Source organism: Marinobacterium profundum, assembly GCF_001528745.1.
GTDB classification, from domain to species: Bacteria; Pseudomonadota; Gammaproteobacteria; order Pseudomonadales; family Balneatricaceae; genus Marinobacterium_A; species Marinobacterium_A profundum.
Window position 1 is genome coordinate 18,062 of sequence record NZ_BCNS01000131.1, and the last position, 16,756, is coordinate 34,817.

The window sequence follows — 16,756 nt, forward strand, 5'->3', positions numbered from 1 at the left end:
ACTCGATTTTGTTAATTGATTATCCAATTAAAAAACCCAATAGCGCCGAAAGGTCCAAAAATGATAAAAGCGTTGCGTAAGCCCTTTATGTCCAAGGCAATAATTCTGCTGTCGATACTTGGCGCGGCGGCCCAGAGCCATGCAAGTGTCTCTATTAGCCAAGGCAAGACCATTATTCCGGCGGGCACGGCGTTGTCCGATCAGGACCTGACCATCAGAAACGACAAGCTGGCGTTCTCGCTGGCTGTGGGCACAGCACCGCCATGGGGTGTGGCGCGCGGCTGCATCATCGATATGGCGAACGTCAAAGCCGACGGCTCGCTGAGCAACGACCGGGTAGCCTTCGCCGACTTTATTCCCAATAACTGGTCGAGCTGGCCGAACACCTATCAGAAAGTCGATATTCTAAAAGACAGCCCCGAGGAAGCCGTGGTTAAAGTCACGCGCGACTTTGGCAAGGCGGTGATCAGCACCGAATACAGCCTCAAGGCGGGCTCCGATCGCATCAGTGTCAAAACTACCATGACCAACGAGGGTGAAGACCTGGTCGATCTGCAGTCGGGCTATACGCTGTGGCCTGAGGGTGGTTACAAGTTCGCGGTACCTGGCTATGCGGGCGAGGAAGAGGCGACTGTCGACAAGCCGGTCGCCGATCGCTTCGTCGGATACGACCAGGACTGGGCGATCGCCCTGCACGCGCCTTACTTTACCGAACTGAAATACAAATCCCGCGACCTGTACCTCAAGCACAGCCTGAAAAAATCGCAGTCAGTCTCGTTTGAAGGCGAGTACCAGGTGCTGGGCAGCGGCGATATCGCACCTGTGGTAAAAGCGGAAATCGAGCGCAAGCAGCTGGATGCGGGTTCACTGTCTGGCAGTGTGAAAACCCAGGATGGAAAAACTGTCGAGGCACCGGCTGTCGTGATCCTGAAGGACGGTGTGCCCTACATCTGGGCAATCGGCAAGGACGGCAACTATAAGCTGGACCTGCCTGTCGGCGACTATCAGGCCTATGCTACGGCCAAGGGCTATTCCCAAAGCAAGAAACATGATATTCGCATCGAAAACAAGCAAGCTCTGAGCCTGGCGTTCGACGATCTTCTCGCCCCGGGCGAGGTGAGCATTCAGGTGACGGACGCCCAGAGCAAGGCGCCGCTGGACGCGAAAATCCAGATAGAAAGCGGCAACAAGCCCCTGATCGAATTTCTCGGCGCCAAGACCTTCTTCACCGGGCTGGACGATATAGGCCAGGCGCGCTTTACCCTCGCCCCCGGCGATTACCAGCTCAAAGTCTCGGCCGGGGCCAACTTTGTGTCCAAGCCGGTATTGGTAGACGTGAGCATAGCGCCAAACAAGACGACAGACGTGACCAGCGAAGTGCCGATCAGCACTTATCCGACTCAGCACGGCTGGTACTCAGGCGACCTGCATCATCACTCCGATGTGCTGGAAGGCTCGACCCCTCCGCAGGACCTGGTTATTTCGCAGCTGGCTGCGGGCCTTAACGTTACCTTCGTCAGTGACCACGACTCGACGAAAAATCACGTCGAGATCAAGGCGCTCTCCGACAAGCGCGGCGTGCCCTTTGTACCGTCTATCGAGTTTTCGCCGTCCTGGGGGCATTTCAACCCCTTCCCTCTGGATATAGGCGCAGAGCTCTCCGTTGATCCTGGTGTTGACGATATACATACCCTGCTCAAGGACATGCGGCGCATGGGCGCGACAGTGGTTGCCTCCAACCACCCGTACATCCCTTACGGCTATATGAGCAGTCTGGAAAAGAACACAGTGCCCGGCGGCTTTGATCCTGCGATCGATTTGATCGAGATCAATGCGGTAGTCGACTATCAAAAGGCAGTCGAAAAAGCCCGCCAGCTGTGGACTGATGGCTTGCCCTATTATTACACCGCAGGTTCTGACACCCATGATGTGTGGAACGAAACCACGGGCCTGGATCGGATGTTCGTTTACACCGGCAGCAAACCGGACGCCAAGGCCTTTGCCCAGGCGATGAAAAACGGCCGCGCTTACGTGTCCTTTGGCCCGGTTATCTATCCGAAAAACGTGATGTTCGGCGACACCCTGAAACTGGCGAAGGACCAGCCACAGACCCTCAGCTTCGACCTGCTCTCGGTCAATGGCCTGAAGTCCGTGCAGCTGATCGGCAAGCAGGGCGTTATCAGCGAACAGGCGCTTGCCGGCGAGACCGCCTCGGTGCAATTCGACGTGCCCCAGGAGTCTGGCTGGGTGGGTCTGGTGGTCGAAGACAGCCAGGAAAACAAGGCGTTTACCAATCCGGTATGGCTGAAAATGGTCGAGGAGCAGCAGTTCTGACCAGGGTGTTTGCGTTGTAAATCACCGGGGCCCAGGCCTCGGTTTTTTTTGCGTGCGCCGGGCTGTTAGCGCTCATCCCTGTCGCGTTTGGGGAAGAGCCAGAAGGCCAGCAGTTTGGTCAGGGCCGGCATCAGTACATAGGTCATCAGCAGGGTTATCGGGATGGTCATCAGCAGGGTGCGCGGCAGCAGCGGAATCTGGCTAAGTTCGGCGCCGAGCAGCCAGCTCACAAGGGTGATCAGCGGAAATATTGCCAGCCAGGCCACCACCGCCATTTTGTATTTGGGGGGCGGTTTCACCGGGTTCTGGCCCGGCAGGGAAAACCAGGCCACAAGCCCCGACATTACTTCGGTACTGTCGGGCGCATCGAGGCAGTCTTCGATCGCATCCAGGTACTGAATACGCTGCGGTGATTGCTGCCAGTGCTCCAGGTCTTCCCGGCTGCGGAACTTGAAAAGGATACGGTACTCGGGGTCGGCGCTGCTGGCAGGGCGGAACAGGGTTGAGCCCAGAAAACCGGCAAAGTGCACGACTTCCCGGCTGAGTGCGCTGTTGAGCTGTTCGAAGGCTTTTTCCTTGCCGGGCTTGATACGTCTTGAGATCACCACCGTGACGGCATCGTCGGCGGTGGTGTTGATGCTGGTGTCGGTCGGTTGTGGTGTCTGGTCCATGCCGGCAGTTCCTTCGGGCGGGGAAGAGCTCCATGATACCCGAAGGTGTTGTTCTTTAGAGATCCTTGAATTCCTTGTTGAAACGGTAGCGGCTTGAGGTGACGTAGCGCTCCATCGACTGCAATCTGCGATCTACCGCCTGCATGCGCTCATTCAGCTGACGCAGACGCGAGCTCATGGGTCTGCCGTAGTCGAACGCCGGCTTGCGGGCGCTTTCCCGTACGGCGGGTCCCTGGCGGCGATCCAGCAGAAAAATGCCCGCCAGATAGAGCAGTACAGCCAGGCTGCCGCTGAACAGGAACAGGGTCAGGAAGATAATGCGCGCCAGCCAGACCGGCTGACCATAGCTTTCGGCCAGTCCTGCGCAAACGCCGCCGAGCCAGCCCTTGTCAGCACTGCGGTAGAGGTTGCGGTTATAGCCATTGCGCTTGGTTGGGTGATTCATGCGGGGCTCCTTGTTCGGTTGCGTTGGCTCAATGCTGGCGGTCGTCGTCCCGGCTGGTGCGCCAGCCGGCGTGCTCGCTGTCCAGTATGGTTTCCAGCGTCTGCACACGCTGTTCCAGGCGTTCGGCCAGGGCGAGGGTTTCTTCCAGTTGCTGGTGCTCATCGCCCGACAGGCCCTTGTTGAGTCGGGCGCGGGTCCAGTAATGCAGCATGAGCCACATCGGCACCACGACGGCGAGGAAAATCACCGTCGGCACGAAGAAAAACACCATGGTGGACATCAGTCATGGCTCCGCTCGGTGGATTTCATGCGGGCCTTGAGCGCGGCCAGGGCATCCTCGACCTGGTCATTGCGCTCCAGGTCCTCGAACTGCTCGTTGAGGCCGGGATTTCGGCCCAGATCCTGGGACTCAATTTCTGCTTCCATGTTATCCATGCGTCTTTCATAGGCCTCAAATTTTTGAAAGGCATCTTCCAGTTTGTCGCGGTTGCTGGCGCGACGCATATCCAGGCGCGAGCGGCTGGTTTGTTCGCGTACCCGCAGGGATTTTTGCTTGGCCTTGGCGTCGTCGAGCTTTTGCTGTAACTGGCCAATTTCTTCGTGCAGCACTGTCAGTTGTTCCTCTATTGTCGCCAACTCCTGCTGTGCCTGCTTCAGGGTCTCCTCAATGGCCTGTTGCTCACCCAGTGCCGCCCGGGCCAGGTCCTCTCGGCCCTTGTTGATGGCCAGGCGTGCCTTGCGTTCCCACTCGGCGGCTTCGTCGGCAAGACGCTCCAGACGACGCTGCAGGGATTTTCGATCAGCTATCACCCGGGCGGAGGTTGTACGCACTTCCACCAGGGTGTCTTCCATTTCCTGGATCATCATGCGGATCATCTTGGCCGGGTCTTCGGCGCGATCGAGCAGGGCGGTAATGTTGGCGTTAACGATGTCACCAAAGCGTGAAAAGATACCCATGATATGTGGCTCCCGATGGTTGGTTTCCAAAGGTATAAAGCGATTGCTGTGCCAGCACAGCCTATGCGGCTGAAAATAAAGGATTTTATGTTTTCGTGTAGTAACGGAAAAGTAAATGTGGCTTGTGATTGTGGTTTAAATGGCTAAGTTATAGCTAGATTAATCATTTTGTTGGTGTATATGGCTGAATCAGTGCCGGCGTTAATTGGCAGTTCCGAACTTTTCCATCAAGTATTGAATCAGGTGTCGGGACTGGCGCCGCTTAACAGGCCCGTACTGGTGATTGGTGAGCGCGGTACCGGCAAGGAGCTGATCGCCGCGCGGTTGCACTATCTGTCTGGGCGCTGGCAGCAGCCTTATCTGCAGGTGAATTGTGCCGCCATGAGTGAGTCACTGCTGGAATCCGAGCTCTTTGGTCATGAGGCTGGCGCCTTTACCGGCGCCACACGCGCCCGCGCCGGGCTGTTCGAGCGGGCGGAAGGTGGCACCCTGTTTCTCGATGAACTGTCGACCGCTTCGGTGCGGGTGCAGGAGAAACTGCTGCGTATTATCGAGTACGGTCGTTTTGAGCGCCTGGGGGGCAGTCGGCCCTTGCAGGTGGATGTGCGGGTAGTCGCGGCCACCAATGAAGACCTGCTCCAGGCGGTCGCGGCCGGCCGTTTTCGTGCAGACCTGCTCGATCGGCTGGCGTTTGATGTGGTGAACCTGCCGCCCCTGCGTTATCGAAAAGACGATATAGCCGAGCTCGCGGAACACTTTGCCCGCCGCATGTGCCGTGAGCTGGGGTATGACTTTTTCTCGGGTTTTGATGCGGATGCGCAGACACAACTGCTGCAGTACGACTGGCCGGGCAACGTGCGTGAGCTGAAAAACGTGGTGGAGCGCAGTATTTATCGCAGTGGTAATCCGGCAGAGCCGGTACGACATATAGTGCTGGATCCTTTCACTACGCCCTGGGCTGATGTGCCGGTTTCTGCGCCGGCGCCTGGGCCTGGCATTGCACCAGGCGCGGCAACAATCCCCGCCGATGAGATCGACGCAGCTTCTGCAGGCCTGAGAGCGCGGGTGGTCGCATTCGAGCAGGAGTTGATCCGTGATGCCCTGGTGGCGGCGCAATTCAATCAGCGCCGTGCCGCCAAGGCCCTGGGGCTCAGCTACCATCAGCTGCGGGCGGCTTTGCGCAAGTATCCCGAATTGCTGGCAGGGCGTGACTGAATCTTGCGTTATAGCACTGTCTTATCATTAGATAGCTAAAATCTATTAGTGTGTTATTTATAATTGATTTAACAGAATAGTCTCGCATCACTACCATGGCTCCTGTGTTCAGACATCTCGTCAAACCCAAGGAGCTTTACATGTCGCAGTCCCTGATCAATACCACTATCAAGCCTTTCAATGCCTCTGCTTTTCACAATGGCGAATTCATCGAAGTGTCCGACACGGATATGAAGGGGAAATGGTCCATCGTGTTTTTCTACCCGGCTGACTTTACCTTTGTCTGCCCGACCGAGCTTGGCGACCTGGCAGATCAGTACGAAGAGCTGAAGTCGCGCAATGTAGAGGTTTACTCGGTTTCCACCGATACGCACTTCACCCACAAGGCGTGGCACGACACCTCTGACACTATCGGCAAGATCCAGTACCCGATGATCGGCGATCCGACCGGCACTATCACCCGCAACTTTGGTGTGATGATCGAGGAAGCCGGCCTGGCCGAGCGTGGCACCTTCGTTATCGACCCTGAAGGCAAGATTCAGATTATTGAAATCAGTGCCGGCGGTGTCGGTCGCGATGCCAGCGAACTGCTGCGCAAGGTCAAGGCGGCCCAGTACGTGGCAGCTCACCCGGGTGAAGTCTGCCCGGCAAAATGGAAGGAAGGCGAAGCCACGCTGGCGCCGTCCCTGGACCTGGTTGGCAAGATCTAAGTGAGTTGAGTGTCCGGTCTGCTTTCTGCCTTGTGTATTGGGTGCAGACCGATCCTGTAAACGTCTGTCTGGAAGGAGTTTCCCATGCTGGATGCGAATCTGAAGCAACAGTTAGCCGCCTATTTGCAAAACATTGTTAAACCGGTCGAGCTCAGTCTGGCGCTCGATGATAGCGCCAAGGCGCAGGAGCTCCAGGCCCTGGCTCAGGATATAGCGGCGCTGTCGAGCAAAGTCAGCCTTGTTGATGCTAGCGGCGGCGCGGCGCGCAGACCAAGTCTGAGCATAGCGCCTGCCGCTGAGTCAGCGCGGGTGGAGTTCGCCGGTGTGCCCATGGGGCATGAGTTCACGTCCCTGGTGCTGGCGCTGCTGCAAGCCGGTGGCCATCCCTCCAAGGCTGATGCCGCGTTGCAGGAGCAGATCCGCAACCTTAAGGGCGAGTACCGCTTTGAAACCTACATTTCGCTGTCATGCCAGAACTGCCCGGATGTGGTTCAGGCGCTTAATCTGATGGCGACGCTCAACCCGAATATCAGCCATGTGATGATTGATGGCGCGCTCTTCCAGCAGGAAGTAAACGAACGCAAAGTGCTGGCAGTACCTTCGGTCTATCTTAATGGCGAACTTTTTGGCCAGGGACGCATGACCCTGGCCGAAATTGTGCAAAAAGTCGATAAAGGCGCGGCTGAGCGTGATGCTCAACTGCTGGCCGACAAGGCACCCTACGATCTGCTGGTGGTGGGTGCCGGCCCTGCAGGCGCGGCCGCGGCCATTTATGCTGCGCGCAAGGGTATCCGTACCGGCCTGGTGGCTGATCGTTTCGGCGGCCAGGTGATGGATACGGTGGGGATCGAGAATTTTATCTCGGTTAAATCCACCGAAGGCCCCAAGCTTGTGGCAGGCCTTGAGCAGCATGTGCTGGATTACGATGTGGACCTAATGAGCGGTCACAAGGCGCGTCGCCTTAGCCGTGGAGAGTTGGTTGAAGTTGAGCTCGAAAACGGCGCCGTGCTGAAAAGCCGCTCGGTAGTGCTGGCCACAGGGGCGCGCTGGCGCGAACTCAATGTGCCCGGCGAGCAGGAATATCGCGGCAAGGGCGTGGCCTACTGCCCGCACTGCGATGGCCCGCTGTTCAAGGGAAAATCGGTGGCCGTAGTCGGTGGTGGCAATTCCGGTATCGAAGCCGCAATCGATCTGGCGGGTATAGTGGCGGAGGTTACAGTACTGGAGTTCGGCGCCGAGTTGCGAGCCGATGAGGTGCTGCAGCGCAAGGCGCGCTCCATGGGCAATATTCGCATCCTTACCCAGGCCCAGACCACCGAGGTACTCGGTGATGGCCAGCGGGTGACGGGGCTGCGTTACACGGAGCGCGCCAGTGGTGAAAGTCGGGATCTGGCTCTGGCGGGCATCTTTGTGCAGATCGGACTGGTGCCCAATACCGAATGGCTCAAGGGCGATATCGGATTGAGCCCCAGTGGCGAGATCGAGATCGGTGCTCGGGGTGAAACCTCAGTGCGCGGCGTCTTTGCCGCCGGTGATGTCACTACTGTGCCATTCAAGCAGATCGTTATTTCCATGGGCAGCGGCGCCACCGCAGCACTCGGCGCCTTCGATTACCTGATACGCGAGCCTGTCAGTGGATCAGAAAGTGGAGCCGCCGGCGAGGAGCAGGCAGCGGCCTGATAGTCGCAATTAGAGCTTGATAGGTGCGTCTGGAAACCAAAAGCGTGCCTTAGTGCACGCTTTTGTCGTTGTATTAGGTCCGTTGAGTGTGCAGGATGCACGCTCGCACTTGTGCGCAAGCGGCTGTGTAAGAATGCCAAAAAGGCACACCCAGCTGTGGAGGGCGTTGTCACACGCAGCAGTTATAACCCGGGCTTAGGCTTTGGGGTATTATTCTGGGCTGTGTTTATCGACCCGCTGGATTGGGATAAGCCGCTGTTCGAAGCGGCTTTGGGCGGCAGCACTTAGCGAATGTGCATTCAAACGGGACGTCAGGGAGCAGGAGCCCTCGTACAATGAAGTCAAAAACCAAGTCAGAAAACGCCAAACTCACCCTGCGGGAGATCGCAGCGGAGCTTGGCATGTCGAAGGCGACGGTTTCGCTGGCGATCAACAATAGCCCGCTGGTGGCGGCGAAGACCCGCGAGCGGGTGCTGCAGAAAATTGAAGAGCTGGGCTACGTTTACAATCGCCGTGCGGCCAGTTTGACAACGGGGGAGTCCAGAACCGTTGGTCTGGCGGTGCATGATATTACCAACCCTTACTTTACCGCCATCTGCGCGGCCATTGAGTCGGTGCTAAGCACCGGGGGGCGCATGTCCTTCCTGTGCAACACGGGTGAGTCCATTGAGCGCCAGGCCAAGTTTGTCGGTGCACTGATTGAGCACAATGCCGACGGCCTTATCCTGTGTCCGGCAGCGGGTACCAGTGTTGAATCCTTGCAGCCACTGATAAAGCGCAAATTGCCGACGGTGCTATTTACCCGAAATATTGTGGGTTCCGGGCTTGATTTTGTGGGTAACAATGAAGTTGCCGCCTTGCGGCTGGTGACTGCCCACCTCATCGGGCTTGGACATAAACGCATCGCGATTCTGGGCGGTAATCAGTTGGCTCTGGCAGCCCAGCAGCGTAGGGATGGATTTTTCGCTGCGATGGCTGAAGCCGGCCTCAGTGTCGAACCGGAGTTGGTTGTTGACTGTGACAACAATCCAGGGGCCGGAGCTGATGCGGCCAGGTCGTTGCTGGCGCTCGAACATCCGCCCAGCGCGATTGTGGGTTATTCCGATCAGGTCGCTTTGGGAGCCATGTCTGGCCTGCTTGAAGCGGGTGTGACGCCGGGGCGGGATATTGCCGTGGTCGGTTGTGATGATATTGAAGAGGGCGCCCGTTCCTACATTCAGCTGACGACCATTCGAGTGCAGAAAGCGGCGATAGGTCAGGCGGCGGCTGAGATGCTGTTGCGCAGGTTGGCCGATCCCGAGCGTCCGGCGGAATCTCTGTTGTTCGAACCTGAACTCGTTGTTAGGCGCTCCTGTGGCGGCATTTTGGAAGGTTGACCGACGTGGCTCGGTCAATGCAGGTGCCAGGATTGGGGACGGACGCAGGTACTTCAACATTAATTTAAACCGGTTTAATTCTGTTGATTATCCGGGCTCACTGGGTTATTGTTTGTTTAAACCGGTTTAAATTATGTTTTGACATCACTAGTGTGATCATTGGTTGTGACCTGGTTGAGTAGTAGCTGTTGTAGCATGGAACAAAAATACAATTACAAGAGTCGGGAGTGAGTTATGAAAGTGCGCAAGGGTCTGTTCACCGCAATGCTGATAGCCGCCGCTGCGGTTTCCGGGTTGGCTAGTGCCGGCGAAAAAGTACGCTGGGCACATGTGTATGAGCCTTCGGAACCGTATCACCAGTGGTCCGAGTGGGCGGCACAGGAGATCAACAAGCGCTCTAACGGTCGCTTCGAGGTTGAGGTGTTTCCGGCATCGACGCTGGGCAAGGAAGTCGACCTGAATCAGGGTTTGACCCTGGGGACTATCGACATCATTTACACCGGTCAGAGCTTTGCGGCCCAGACCTATGGCCCTCTGGCCCTGTCTGATGCGCCCTATGTCTTTCGCGACTTCGATCACTGGCAGAAGTACACCCGCAGTGATTTGTTCGCCGAGTTTGCCGAAGGCTATCGCGAGGCCTCGGGGGGCAACGTCATTCTGGGGGATGCCTACTACGGCCTGCGCCATGTGACCTCAAACAAGCCGATCAATACGCCTGCGGATATGGAAGGGCTGAAAATCCGCGTGCCCAATGCACCCATGTACCGTCTTTTTCCGGAAGCTGCTGGCGCCCATACCAGCCCTATAGCCTTTGCCGAGGTTTACCTGGCACTGCAGCAGGGTGTGGTCGATGCCCAGGAAAATCCGTTGCCGACCATCAAGGCGAAAAAATTCTATGAAGTGCAGAAGTATATCGATCTGACAGGCCATGTTACCGGGTCGAACCTGCTGGTGGCCGGAGGCATTTTCTGGAGCCGGCTGTCGGAGGAAGACCGCGAGCTGTTTCGCAGCGTGGCGCAGGAGTCTGCCGATCGGGTGAGCGCGGATATCGCGAAATCCGAAGCCGAGCTGGTGGAGTGGTTCAGGGGCGAGGGTGTCGAGGTGCTGGAGGTGGACCGTGCGGCCTTCAGGGAGGTCACGCTGCCGGTGTTGAATGGCGAGGCGGCGACCTGGACGCAGGATCAGTTTGATCGCTTGCAAGCTATTCGCTAAATGTTGGCTGTTTATTCCGGAGCATTCCATCATGGGAAATAGTAATAGCGCCAGCGTGCTTAGCGATAGCGAGGTAGCCACTGTTATGAATATCGAAAGCGGTGCCAGTGAGTTGAGCAAAGAGTCGGGGGCAGGGGATGAGCACGGCTTTGTCATTGAAGATGACGATGCTCCGCTGAACTGGCGTGACTACGGTGTGGAGGACATTTTCGTATTCGTTACTTTCTGGGTGCTGGCTGTCGTGGTGTTTAGTCAGTTCTTTAGCCGCTATGTGATGGACTCCCCGCTGGCCTGGTCCGAAGAAGTCGCGCGCTACCTGTTGGTGTGTGTCGGCTTTCTTGGCGCCATTATGGGCGTACGAAGGAACAGCCATATTTATATTGAGCTGTTTCATCGTTATTTGCCCGCCCGGGTATCGAACGCAGTGTTTCTGGTGGTGGATGTGGTTCGTATTCTGTTTTTCGTCGCGCTGGCCTGGTCTGCCTACAAGATATTGCCAATGATGGGGCGCCAGACCATGACGTCGATACCCGTGCCGGTGAGTTATATGTACGACGTCATCCTGTTCAGTCTTGTGCTGATGTCGTTGCGCAGCGTGCAGCAGTTTTGGCTGCGGGTTCGGGCGACAGTATCGAGCGCCCGCGCTCTGTCCAGTCACTGATTCAGTTATAGCCGGGTTTAGTTAGAGGGTATTGAAATGGTTCTTGCAGTTTTATTTGGCATGCTGGCTGTGTTGCTGGTAATTGGTACTCCCGTGATGATAGCGCTTGCCGGTTCATCCCTGGTCGCCATTTTGATTGATGGGCGAATTCCGGATTTTGTTGTCCTGCATCGTATGGTGGGGGGCATAGACAGTTTTCCGCTGCTGTCGATTCCGTTTTTTATTTTGGCCGGCAGCCTGATGAACTCGGCTGGCATTACCAACCGTATTTTTGATTTCGCCAAGGCGCTGGTCGGCTGGATGCGAGGCGGTCTGGGCCATGTAAATATCGGTGCTTCGGTTATTTTTGCCGGCATGTCCGGTGCCGCCGTCGCTGATGCCGGTGGCCTGGGCGCAATCGAGATCAAGGCGATGCGCAATGCGGGTTACGACGCGGGTTTTTCAGTGGGGGTCACGGCCGCCTCATCAACCATTGGGCCTATTATCCCTCCGAGCCTGCCCATGGTTATTTACGGGGTTATGGCGTCGGCATCCATCGGCCAACTGTTTGCAGCGGGATTTATACCGGGTTTGCTGATGGCCGTCGCGCTTATGCTGATGGTGGCCTGGTATGCCAAGAAGCGTAACTATCCGCGTGATGCGCGTTTTTCGATCGCCAATATAGGTTCCACTTTCAGCCGGGCATTTTTATCGCTGATGACCCCTGCGATCATTGTGGGCGGTATTTTATTCGGTGTCTTTACTGCGACTGAGGCGGCGATAGCCGCCGTTGGTTATGCGCTGATTCTGGGGATCTTTGTGTACCGCACCTTGACCTGGCGCAAGCTGGTGAAGGTTTCAATGGAAACCATCGAGACGACGGGTATTATTCTGATGATTATCGCAGGTGCTGCGATATTCTCCTGGATCCTGACCAGTAACCGTATAACTGAAGACTTTGCCGCCTGGATTCTCGGCGTTACCGATAGCCCGGCAATGATTCTGCTTATGATTACCCTGCTGTTGTTTGTGGTTGGCTGTTTTATGGAGACCATTGCGGCCATTACCATTCTGGTGCCGGTGCTGCTGCCGATCGTAACGAGCCTGGGCATTGATCCGGTGCATTTCGGTGTGGTCATGGTGCTTAACCTGATGATCGGACTGCTGACGCCGCCGGTTGGGCTGGTGCTCTACGTGCTTTCCCGGGTATCCAATGTGCCATTTGAAACCTGTGCTGCCTCAACAGCACCATTTATTATTCCGCTCTTTGTTGTGCTGATGCTGGTGACATTCGTCCCGCAGATCTCCATGTGGCTCCCCACTCTTTTATATCGCTGATAGTGGGGTTTGCAACCATTACCAATACTGGGACTTTTAACTATAAAATTTAAACCGGTTTATATAAAAATACCCAGTGTCCATATATATAAAATCTGAGTTCTCCAGGAGAGTCCTTTGATGAAATCATCGAGTATTACCCGCATCGATGCGCGCCTGTACGCGGTGCCGTTAGCGGAAGTCTTGTCGGATGCAAAGCATGGTGATCATACCCATTTCGAGCTGGTGACTGTGACCGTCACACTTGCGGATGGCCGTGAGGGCACGGGCTACACCTATACAGGCGGCAAGGGTGGTTATTCCATTCATGCCATGATTTGCCATGATCTGGCGCCCGTACTTGCAGGCCGTGATGGTACTGATATTGATGCCATTTACGATTTTATGGAGTGGCACCTGCATTATGTTGGCCGGGGCGGCATAGCGGCTTTTGCGGTATCGGCTATCGATATTGCCTTGTGGGATATCCGTTGCAAGAGTGCCGGCAAGGCGCTGTGGGAAATGGCCGGCGGAGCCTCTAATTCGACCAGGGCTTATTGCGGTGGTATTGATCTTAATTTCTCGCAGGAAAAACTGTTGGGAAATATTCAGAGTTATCTGGAACGAGGCTTCAATGGCGTCAAGATCAAGGTGGGTCAGCCGACTCTGGCTGAGGATGTTGCAAGGGTAAGGGCGGTGCGGGCATTGATTGGTGACAATACGACCTTCATGGTCGATGCCAATTACTCCATGTCGGTAGACCAGGCCATAGAGGCGGCCAATCGATTCAAACAATACGATATTTGCTGGTTCGAAGAACCGACCATCCCGGATGATTATCAGGGCTATGGGCGCATTGCCAAGGCCACGGGAATGCCGCTGGCCATGGGGGAGAACCTGCATACAGTACATGAATTCGGCTACGCCTTTGAGCAGGCAGGCCTCTCATATATTCAGCCCGATGCGTCTAACTGCGGTGGCGTTACCGGCTGGCTGAAGGTAGCGGAGCTGTCCAGAAAGTACGGTCTTGAGGTCTGTACGCACGGGATGCAGGAGCTGCATGTCAGCCTGCTGTCGGCGCAGGAAAACGCCGGCTGGCTTGAGGTGCACAGCTTTCCCATTGACGAATACACCCTGTGTCCGCTGATTGTCGATAACTGTCGTGCCATCGCGCCCGATGTACCAGGGATTGGTGTTACTTTCGATTGGGACAAATTACGGGCCTTCCTGATTCTCGCGACATCGGTTGGCGCCTGATAGGTGCGTCCAGCGGAGCAGCTAGAACCTGTGACGGCGATTGAGCTTTTTGGGGTTATGAGATTTTGGATTATGATCGGTTTGAAATTTATTTAAACCGGTTTAAATCCATTCATTATGATGTTACCCTCGATTTCAGCTCCTGTTCGATAAGGTAGCCCGAGATCGATCGGGTACTGATTAACAACAGCAATAATCAATGATCAGTGGAGTCTTTATGAAAATTGCAAAAGGTCTTTTAACTGCCGCACTGATGGCAGCAACGGCGGTGTCTGCATTGGCCGGCGCAGGCGAAAAAGTACGCTGGGCACATGTGTATGAGCCTTCAGAACCGTATCACCAGTGGTCCGAGTGGGCGGCACAGGAGATCAACAAGCGCTCTAACGGTCGCTTCGAGGTTGAGGTGTTTCCGGCATCGACGCTGGGCAAGGAAGTCGACCTGAACCAGGGTTTGACCCTGGGGACTATCGACATCATTTACACCGGTCAGAGCTTTGCGGCCCAGACCTATGGCCCTCTGGCCCTGTCTGATGCGCCCTATGTCTTTCGCGACTTCGATCACTGGCAGAAGTACACCCGCAGTGATTTGTTCGCCGAGTTTGCCGAAGGCTATCGCGAGGCCTCGGGGGGCAACGTCATTCTGGGGGATGCCTACTACGGCCTGCGCCATGTGACCTCCAACAAGCCGATCAATACGCCTGCGGATATGGAAGGGCTGAAAATCCGCGTGCCCAATGCACCCATGTACCGTCTTTTTCCGGAAGCTGCTGGCGCCCATACCAGTCCTATAGCCTTTGCCGAGGTTTACCTGGCACTGCAGCAGGGTGTGGTCGATGCCCAGGAAAATCCGTTGCCGACCATCAAGGCGAAAAAATTCTATGAAGTGCAGAAATACATCGACCTGACAGGCCATGTTACCGGGTCGAACCTGCTGGTGGCCGGAGGCATTTTCTGGAGCCGGCTGTCGGAGGAAGACCGCGAGCTGTTTCGCAGCGTGGCGCAGGAGTCTGCCGATCGGGTGAGCGCGGATATCGCGAAATCCGAAGCCGAGCTGGTGGAGTGGTTCAGGGGCGAGGGTGTCGAGGTGCTGGAGGTGGACCGTGCGGCCTTCAGGGAGGTCACGCTGGCGGTGTTGAATGGCGAGGCGGCGACCTGGACGCAGGATCAGTTTGATCGCCTGCAGGCAATCCGCTAAGCAGCGGCGATATATTACTAAGGGGAACGAGAACGATGTTGACCAAACGACTGGCGGGGAAGACCGCACTGGTAACCGCCGCAGCGCAGGGCATTGGCAAGGCTACCGTTGAGCTCTTCGCGGCTGAGGGTGCGCGGGTTATTGCAACGGATATCAATGCCCAGGCGCTTGAAGCGCTTCAGGGTGTGGCGGGTGTCGAAACGCGGGTGCTGGATGTAACGGATGCCGATGCCGTCGCGGCATTGGCGCGGGACGTCGGTGCGCTTGATGTGCTGTTTAACTGTGCCGGTTTTGTCCACAGCGGCAACATTCTTGAAGTGTCGGACAAGGATTGGGATTTCTCCTTTCAGCTCAATGTCACGGCGATGTTTCGCATGATTCGCACCTTTTTGCCCGCCATGCTTGAGCAGGGTGGCGGCTCCATTATCAATATGGCCTCGGTGGCAGGCAGCCTCAAGGGTGTGCCGACGCGCTGTGCCTATGGTGCGACCAAGGCGGCGGTGGTTGGACTGACCAAGTCGGTTGCCGCCGACTTCGTGCAGCAGGGCATTCGCTGCAACGCTATTTGCCCGGGCACCGTTGAGTCGCCATCGCTTGAGGGCCGCATGCAGGCTACGGGTGATTACGCCAAGGCCCGTGCGGATTTCCTGGCGCGCCAGCCCATGGGGCGCCTGGGTCGGCCGCAGGAAATTGCCGAGCTGGCCCTCTATCTCGCCTGCGATGCTTCGGCTTATACCACCGGCCAAACCCACGTTATCGATGGCGGCTGGCTTAACTAGTTATTCATTTTTGAGTGCAGGAGAAAAGTATGAAATTGTTACGACACGGTGCCAAAGGTCAGGAAAAACCTGGCATTCTGGATCAGGATGGCAACATTCGCGACCTGAGTGGAGTTGTTGCTGATATCGCCGGTGATACCCTGTTGCCGGCAAGTCTGGGCGCTCTGGCTGAGCTGGATCTGAGTACGCTACCGCTGGTGGACGCTTCAAGCCGACTGGGTGCCTGCGTTTCCGGCATCGGTAAATTTATTTGCATAGGTCTTAATTATTCCGATCATGCCGCCGAGGCGGGCCTGGAAGTGCCTGCAGAGCCGGTAATCTTCATGAAGGCGACCAGCGCAGTCTGCGGCCCCAATGACAATGTCGAGATTCCGCGCAAGTCCAAGAAGACCGACTGGGAAGTCGAGCTCGGTGTGGTTATCGGCAAGACCGCCAAGTACGTCAGCAAGGAACAGGCGCTGGAGCATGTAGCCGGTTTCTGTGTGGTCAACGATGTCTCGGAGCGCGAGTTTCAGACAGAGCGCAGTGGTCAGTGGACCAAGGGCAAATCGGCGGACACCTTTGGCCCGCTCGGTCCCTGGCTCGTGACCCGGGACGAGATTGCCGATCCGCAGCAGCTGGACATGTGGCTGGATGTGAATGGCGAGCGTCGTCAGACCGGCAATACGCGCACCATGGTGTTCGATGTCGCCACCATAGTGTCCCACCTGAGCCAGTTCATGACTCTGCAGCCGGGCGATGTGATCTCAACCGGCACACCGCCGGGTGTTGGGCTTGGCATGAAACCGCCGGTCTATCTGAAACCGGGCGATCGTATTGATCTGTGTATTCAGGGCCTGGGTCAGCAGCGTCAAAGCGTTGTACAAGGCGATTAGGTCGCTGTGATGCCGGCGCGTGAGCGGCATCGCTAATGAATAATTTTTCAGGCTTGCTCTTCTGCGACAGGAGACTAGGAGGCTGTCCGAGAA

At 56.5% G+C, this 16,756-nt stretch carries 16 protein-coding genes; 12 read left to right on the top strand and 4 right to left on the bottom strand.

From position 1 onward, the window contains the following. Positions 1-87: 87 nt before the first annotated feature. Positions 88-2,334, top strand: a complete 2,247-nt coding sequence (locus tag MPRO_RS15185; RefSeq protein WP_216821314.1) for a CehA/McbA family metallohydrolase — start codon at positions 88-90, stop codon at positions 2,332-2,334. Between the two features lie 65 nt (positions 2,335-2,399). Here the strand turns inward: MPRO_RS15185 and MPRO_RS15190 are convergent, their stop codons facing one another. Genes MPRO_RS15190 through pspA form a run of 4 tightly spaced genes read right to left on the bottom strand, consistent with a single transcriptional unit; the run spans position 2,400 to position 4,407 of the window. Then, positions 2,400-3,005, bottom strand: a complete 606-nt coding sequence (locus MPRO_RS15190) for an antibiotic biosynthesis monooxygenase (protein WP_067294422.1) — start codon at positions 3,003-3,005, stop codon at positions 2,400-2,402. A gap of 55 nt (positions 3,006-3,060) precedes the next feature. Continuing rightward, a complete protein-coding gene (gene pspC, locus MPRO_RS15195) occupies positions 3,061-3,450 on the bottom strand; it encodes an envelope stress response membrane protein PspC (protein WP_067294424.1) in 390 nt (129 codons plus the stop codon). 28 nt (positions 3,451-3,478) lie between these two features. Further along, positions 3,479-3,730 (bottom strand): envelope stress response membrane protein PspB, encoded by a 252-nt coding sequence (gene pspB, locus MPRO_RS15200; protein WP_067294428.1) that lies wholly within the window; start codon positions 3,728-3,730, stop codon positions 3,479-3,481. Further along, positions 3,730-4,407 carry a phage shock protein PspA gene (pspA, locus tag MPRO_RS15205; RefSeq protein WP_067294431.1) on the bottom strand — a complete coding sequence of 226 codons (678 nt, stop codon included), beginning with the start codon at positions 4,405-4,407 and terminating at the stop codon, positions 3,730-3,732. Before pspA ends, pspB begins: the two co-directional genes overlap by 1 nt. A 180-nt stretch (positions 4,408-4,587) precedes the next feature. Between pspA and pspF the strand changes: the two genes are divergently transcribed. The 11 genes from pspF to MPRO_RS15260 all read left to right on the top strand — a co-directional run bounded on the left by pspF (position 4,588) and on the right by MPRO_RS15260 (position 16,663). Further along, a complete protein-coding gene (gene pspF / locus MPRO_RS15210; protein ID WP_067294434.1) occupies positions 4,588-5,622 on the top strand; it encodes a phage shock protein operon transcriptional activator in 1,035 nt (344 codons plus the stop codon). Between the two features lie 152 nt (positions 5,623-5,774). After that, the gene (ahpC, locus tag MPRO_RS15215; RefSeq protein ID WP_439646785.1) at positions 5,775-6,332 is read left to right on the top strand and encodes an alkyl hydroperoxide reductase subunit C; all 558 of its coding nucleotides are present in this window, start codon (positions 5,775-5,777) and stop codon (positions 6,330-6,332) included. An 84-nt stretch (positions 6,333-6,416) separates the two neighbouring features. Next, on the top strand, positions 6,417-8,012 hold the full coding sequence (gene ahpF / locus MPRO_RS15220) for an alkyl hydroperoxide reductase subunit F (protein WP_067294441.1): 1,596 nt from the start codon (positions 6,417-6,419) through the stop codon (positions 8,010-8,012). A 335-nt stretch (positions 8,013-8,347) separates the two neighbouring features. After that, on the top strand, positions 8,348-9,388 hold the full coding sequence (locus MPRO_RS15225) for a LacI family DNA-binding transcriptional regulator (protein WP_067294444.1): 1,041 nt from the start codon (positions 8,348-8,350) through the stop codon (positions 9,386-9,388). 234 nt (positions 9,389-9,622) lie between these two features. Further along, a complete protein-coding gene (locus tag MPRO_RS15230) occupies positions 9,623-10,600 on the top strand; it encodes a sialic acid TRAP transporter substrate-binding protein SiaP (RefSeq protein WP_067294448.1) in 978 nt (325 codons plus the stop codon). A 31-nt stretch (positions 10,601-10,631) separates the two neighbouring features. Continuing rightward, on the top strand, positions 10,632-11,261 hold the full coding sequence (locus MPRO_RS15235; protein ID WP_067294452.1) for a TRAP transporter small permease: 630 nt from the start codon (positions 10,632-10,634) through the stop codon (positions 11,259-11,261). 36 nt (positions 11,262-11,297) lie between these two features. Continuing rightward, complete coding sequence (locus MPRO_RS15240) at positions 11,298-12,578, top strand: TRAP transporter large permease (RefSeq protein WP_067294457.1); 1,281 nt, start codon at positions 11,298-11,300, stop codon at positions 12,576-12,578. Positions 12,579-12,698: 120 nt separating this feature from the next. Next, positions 12,699-13,814: a mandelate racemase/muconate lactonizing enzyme family protein gene (locus MPRO_RS15245; RefSeq protein WP_067294459.1), complete on the top strand. Its 1,116-nt coding sequence runs from the start codon at positions 12,699-12,701 to the stop codon at positions 13,812-13,814. A 217-nt stretch (positions 13,815-14,031) separates the two neighbouring features. Further along, positions 14,032-15,009: a sialic acid TRAP transporter substrate-binding protein SiaP gene (locus MPRO_RS15250; RefSeq protein WP_082708844.1), complete on the top strand. Its 978-nt coding sequence runs from the start codon at positions 14,032-14,034 to the stop codon at positions 15,007-15,009. Between the two features lie 35 nt (positions 15,010-15,044). Continuing rightward, positions 15,045-15,788 carry an SDR family oxidoreductase gene (locus tag MPRO_RS15255; protein ID WP_173645516.1) on the top strand — a complete coding sequence of 248 codons (744 nt, stop codon included), beginning with the start codon at positions 15,045-15,047 and terminating at the stop codon, positions 15,786-15,788. Between the two features lie 29 nt (positions 15,789-15,817). Continuing rightward, a complete protein-coding gene (locus tag MPRO_RS15260) occupies positions 15,818-16,663 on the top strand; it encodes a fumarylacetoacetate hydrolase family protein (RefSeq protein ID WP_067294465.1) in 846 nt (281 codons plus the stop codon). Positions 16,664-16,756 lie beyond the last annotated feature (93 nt).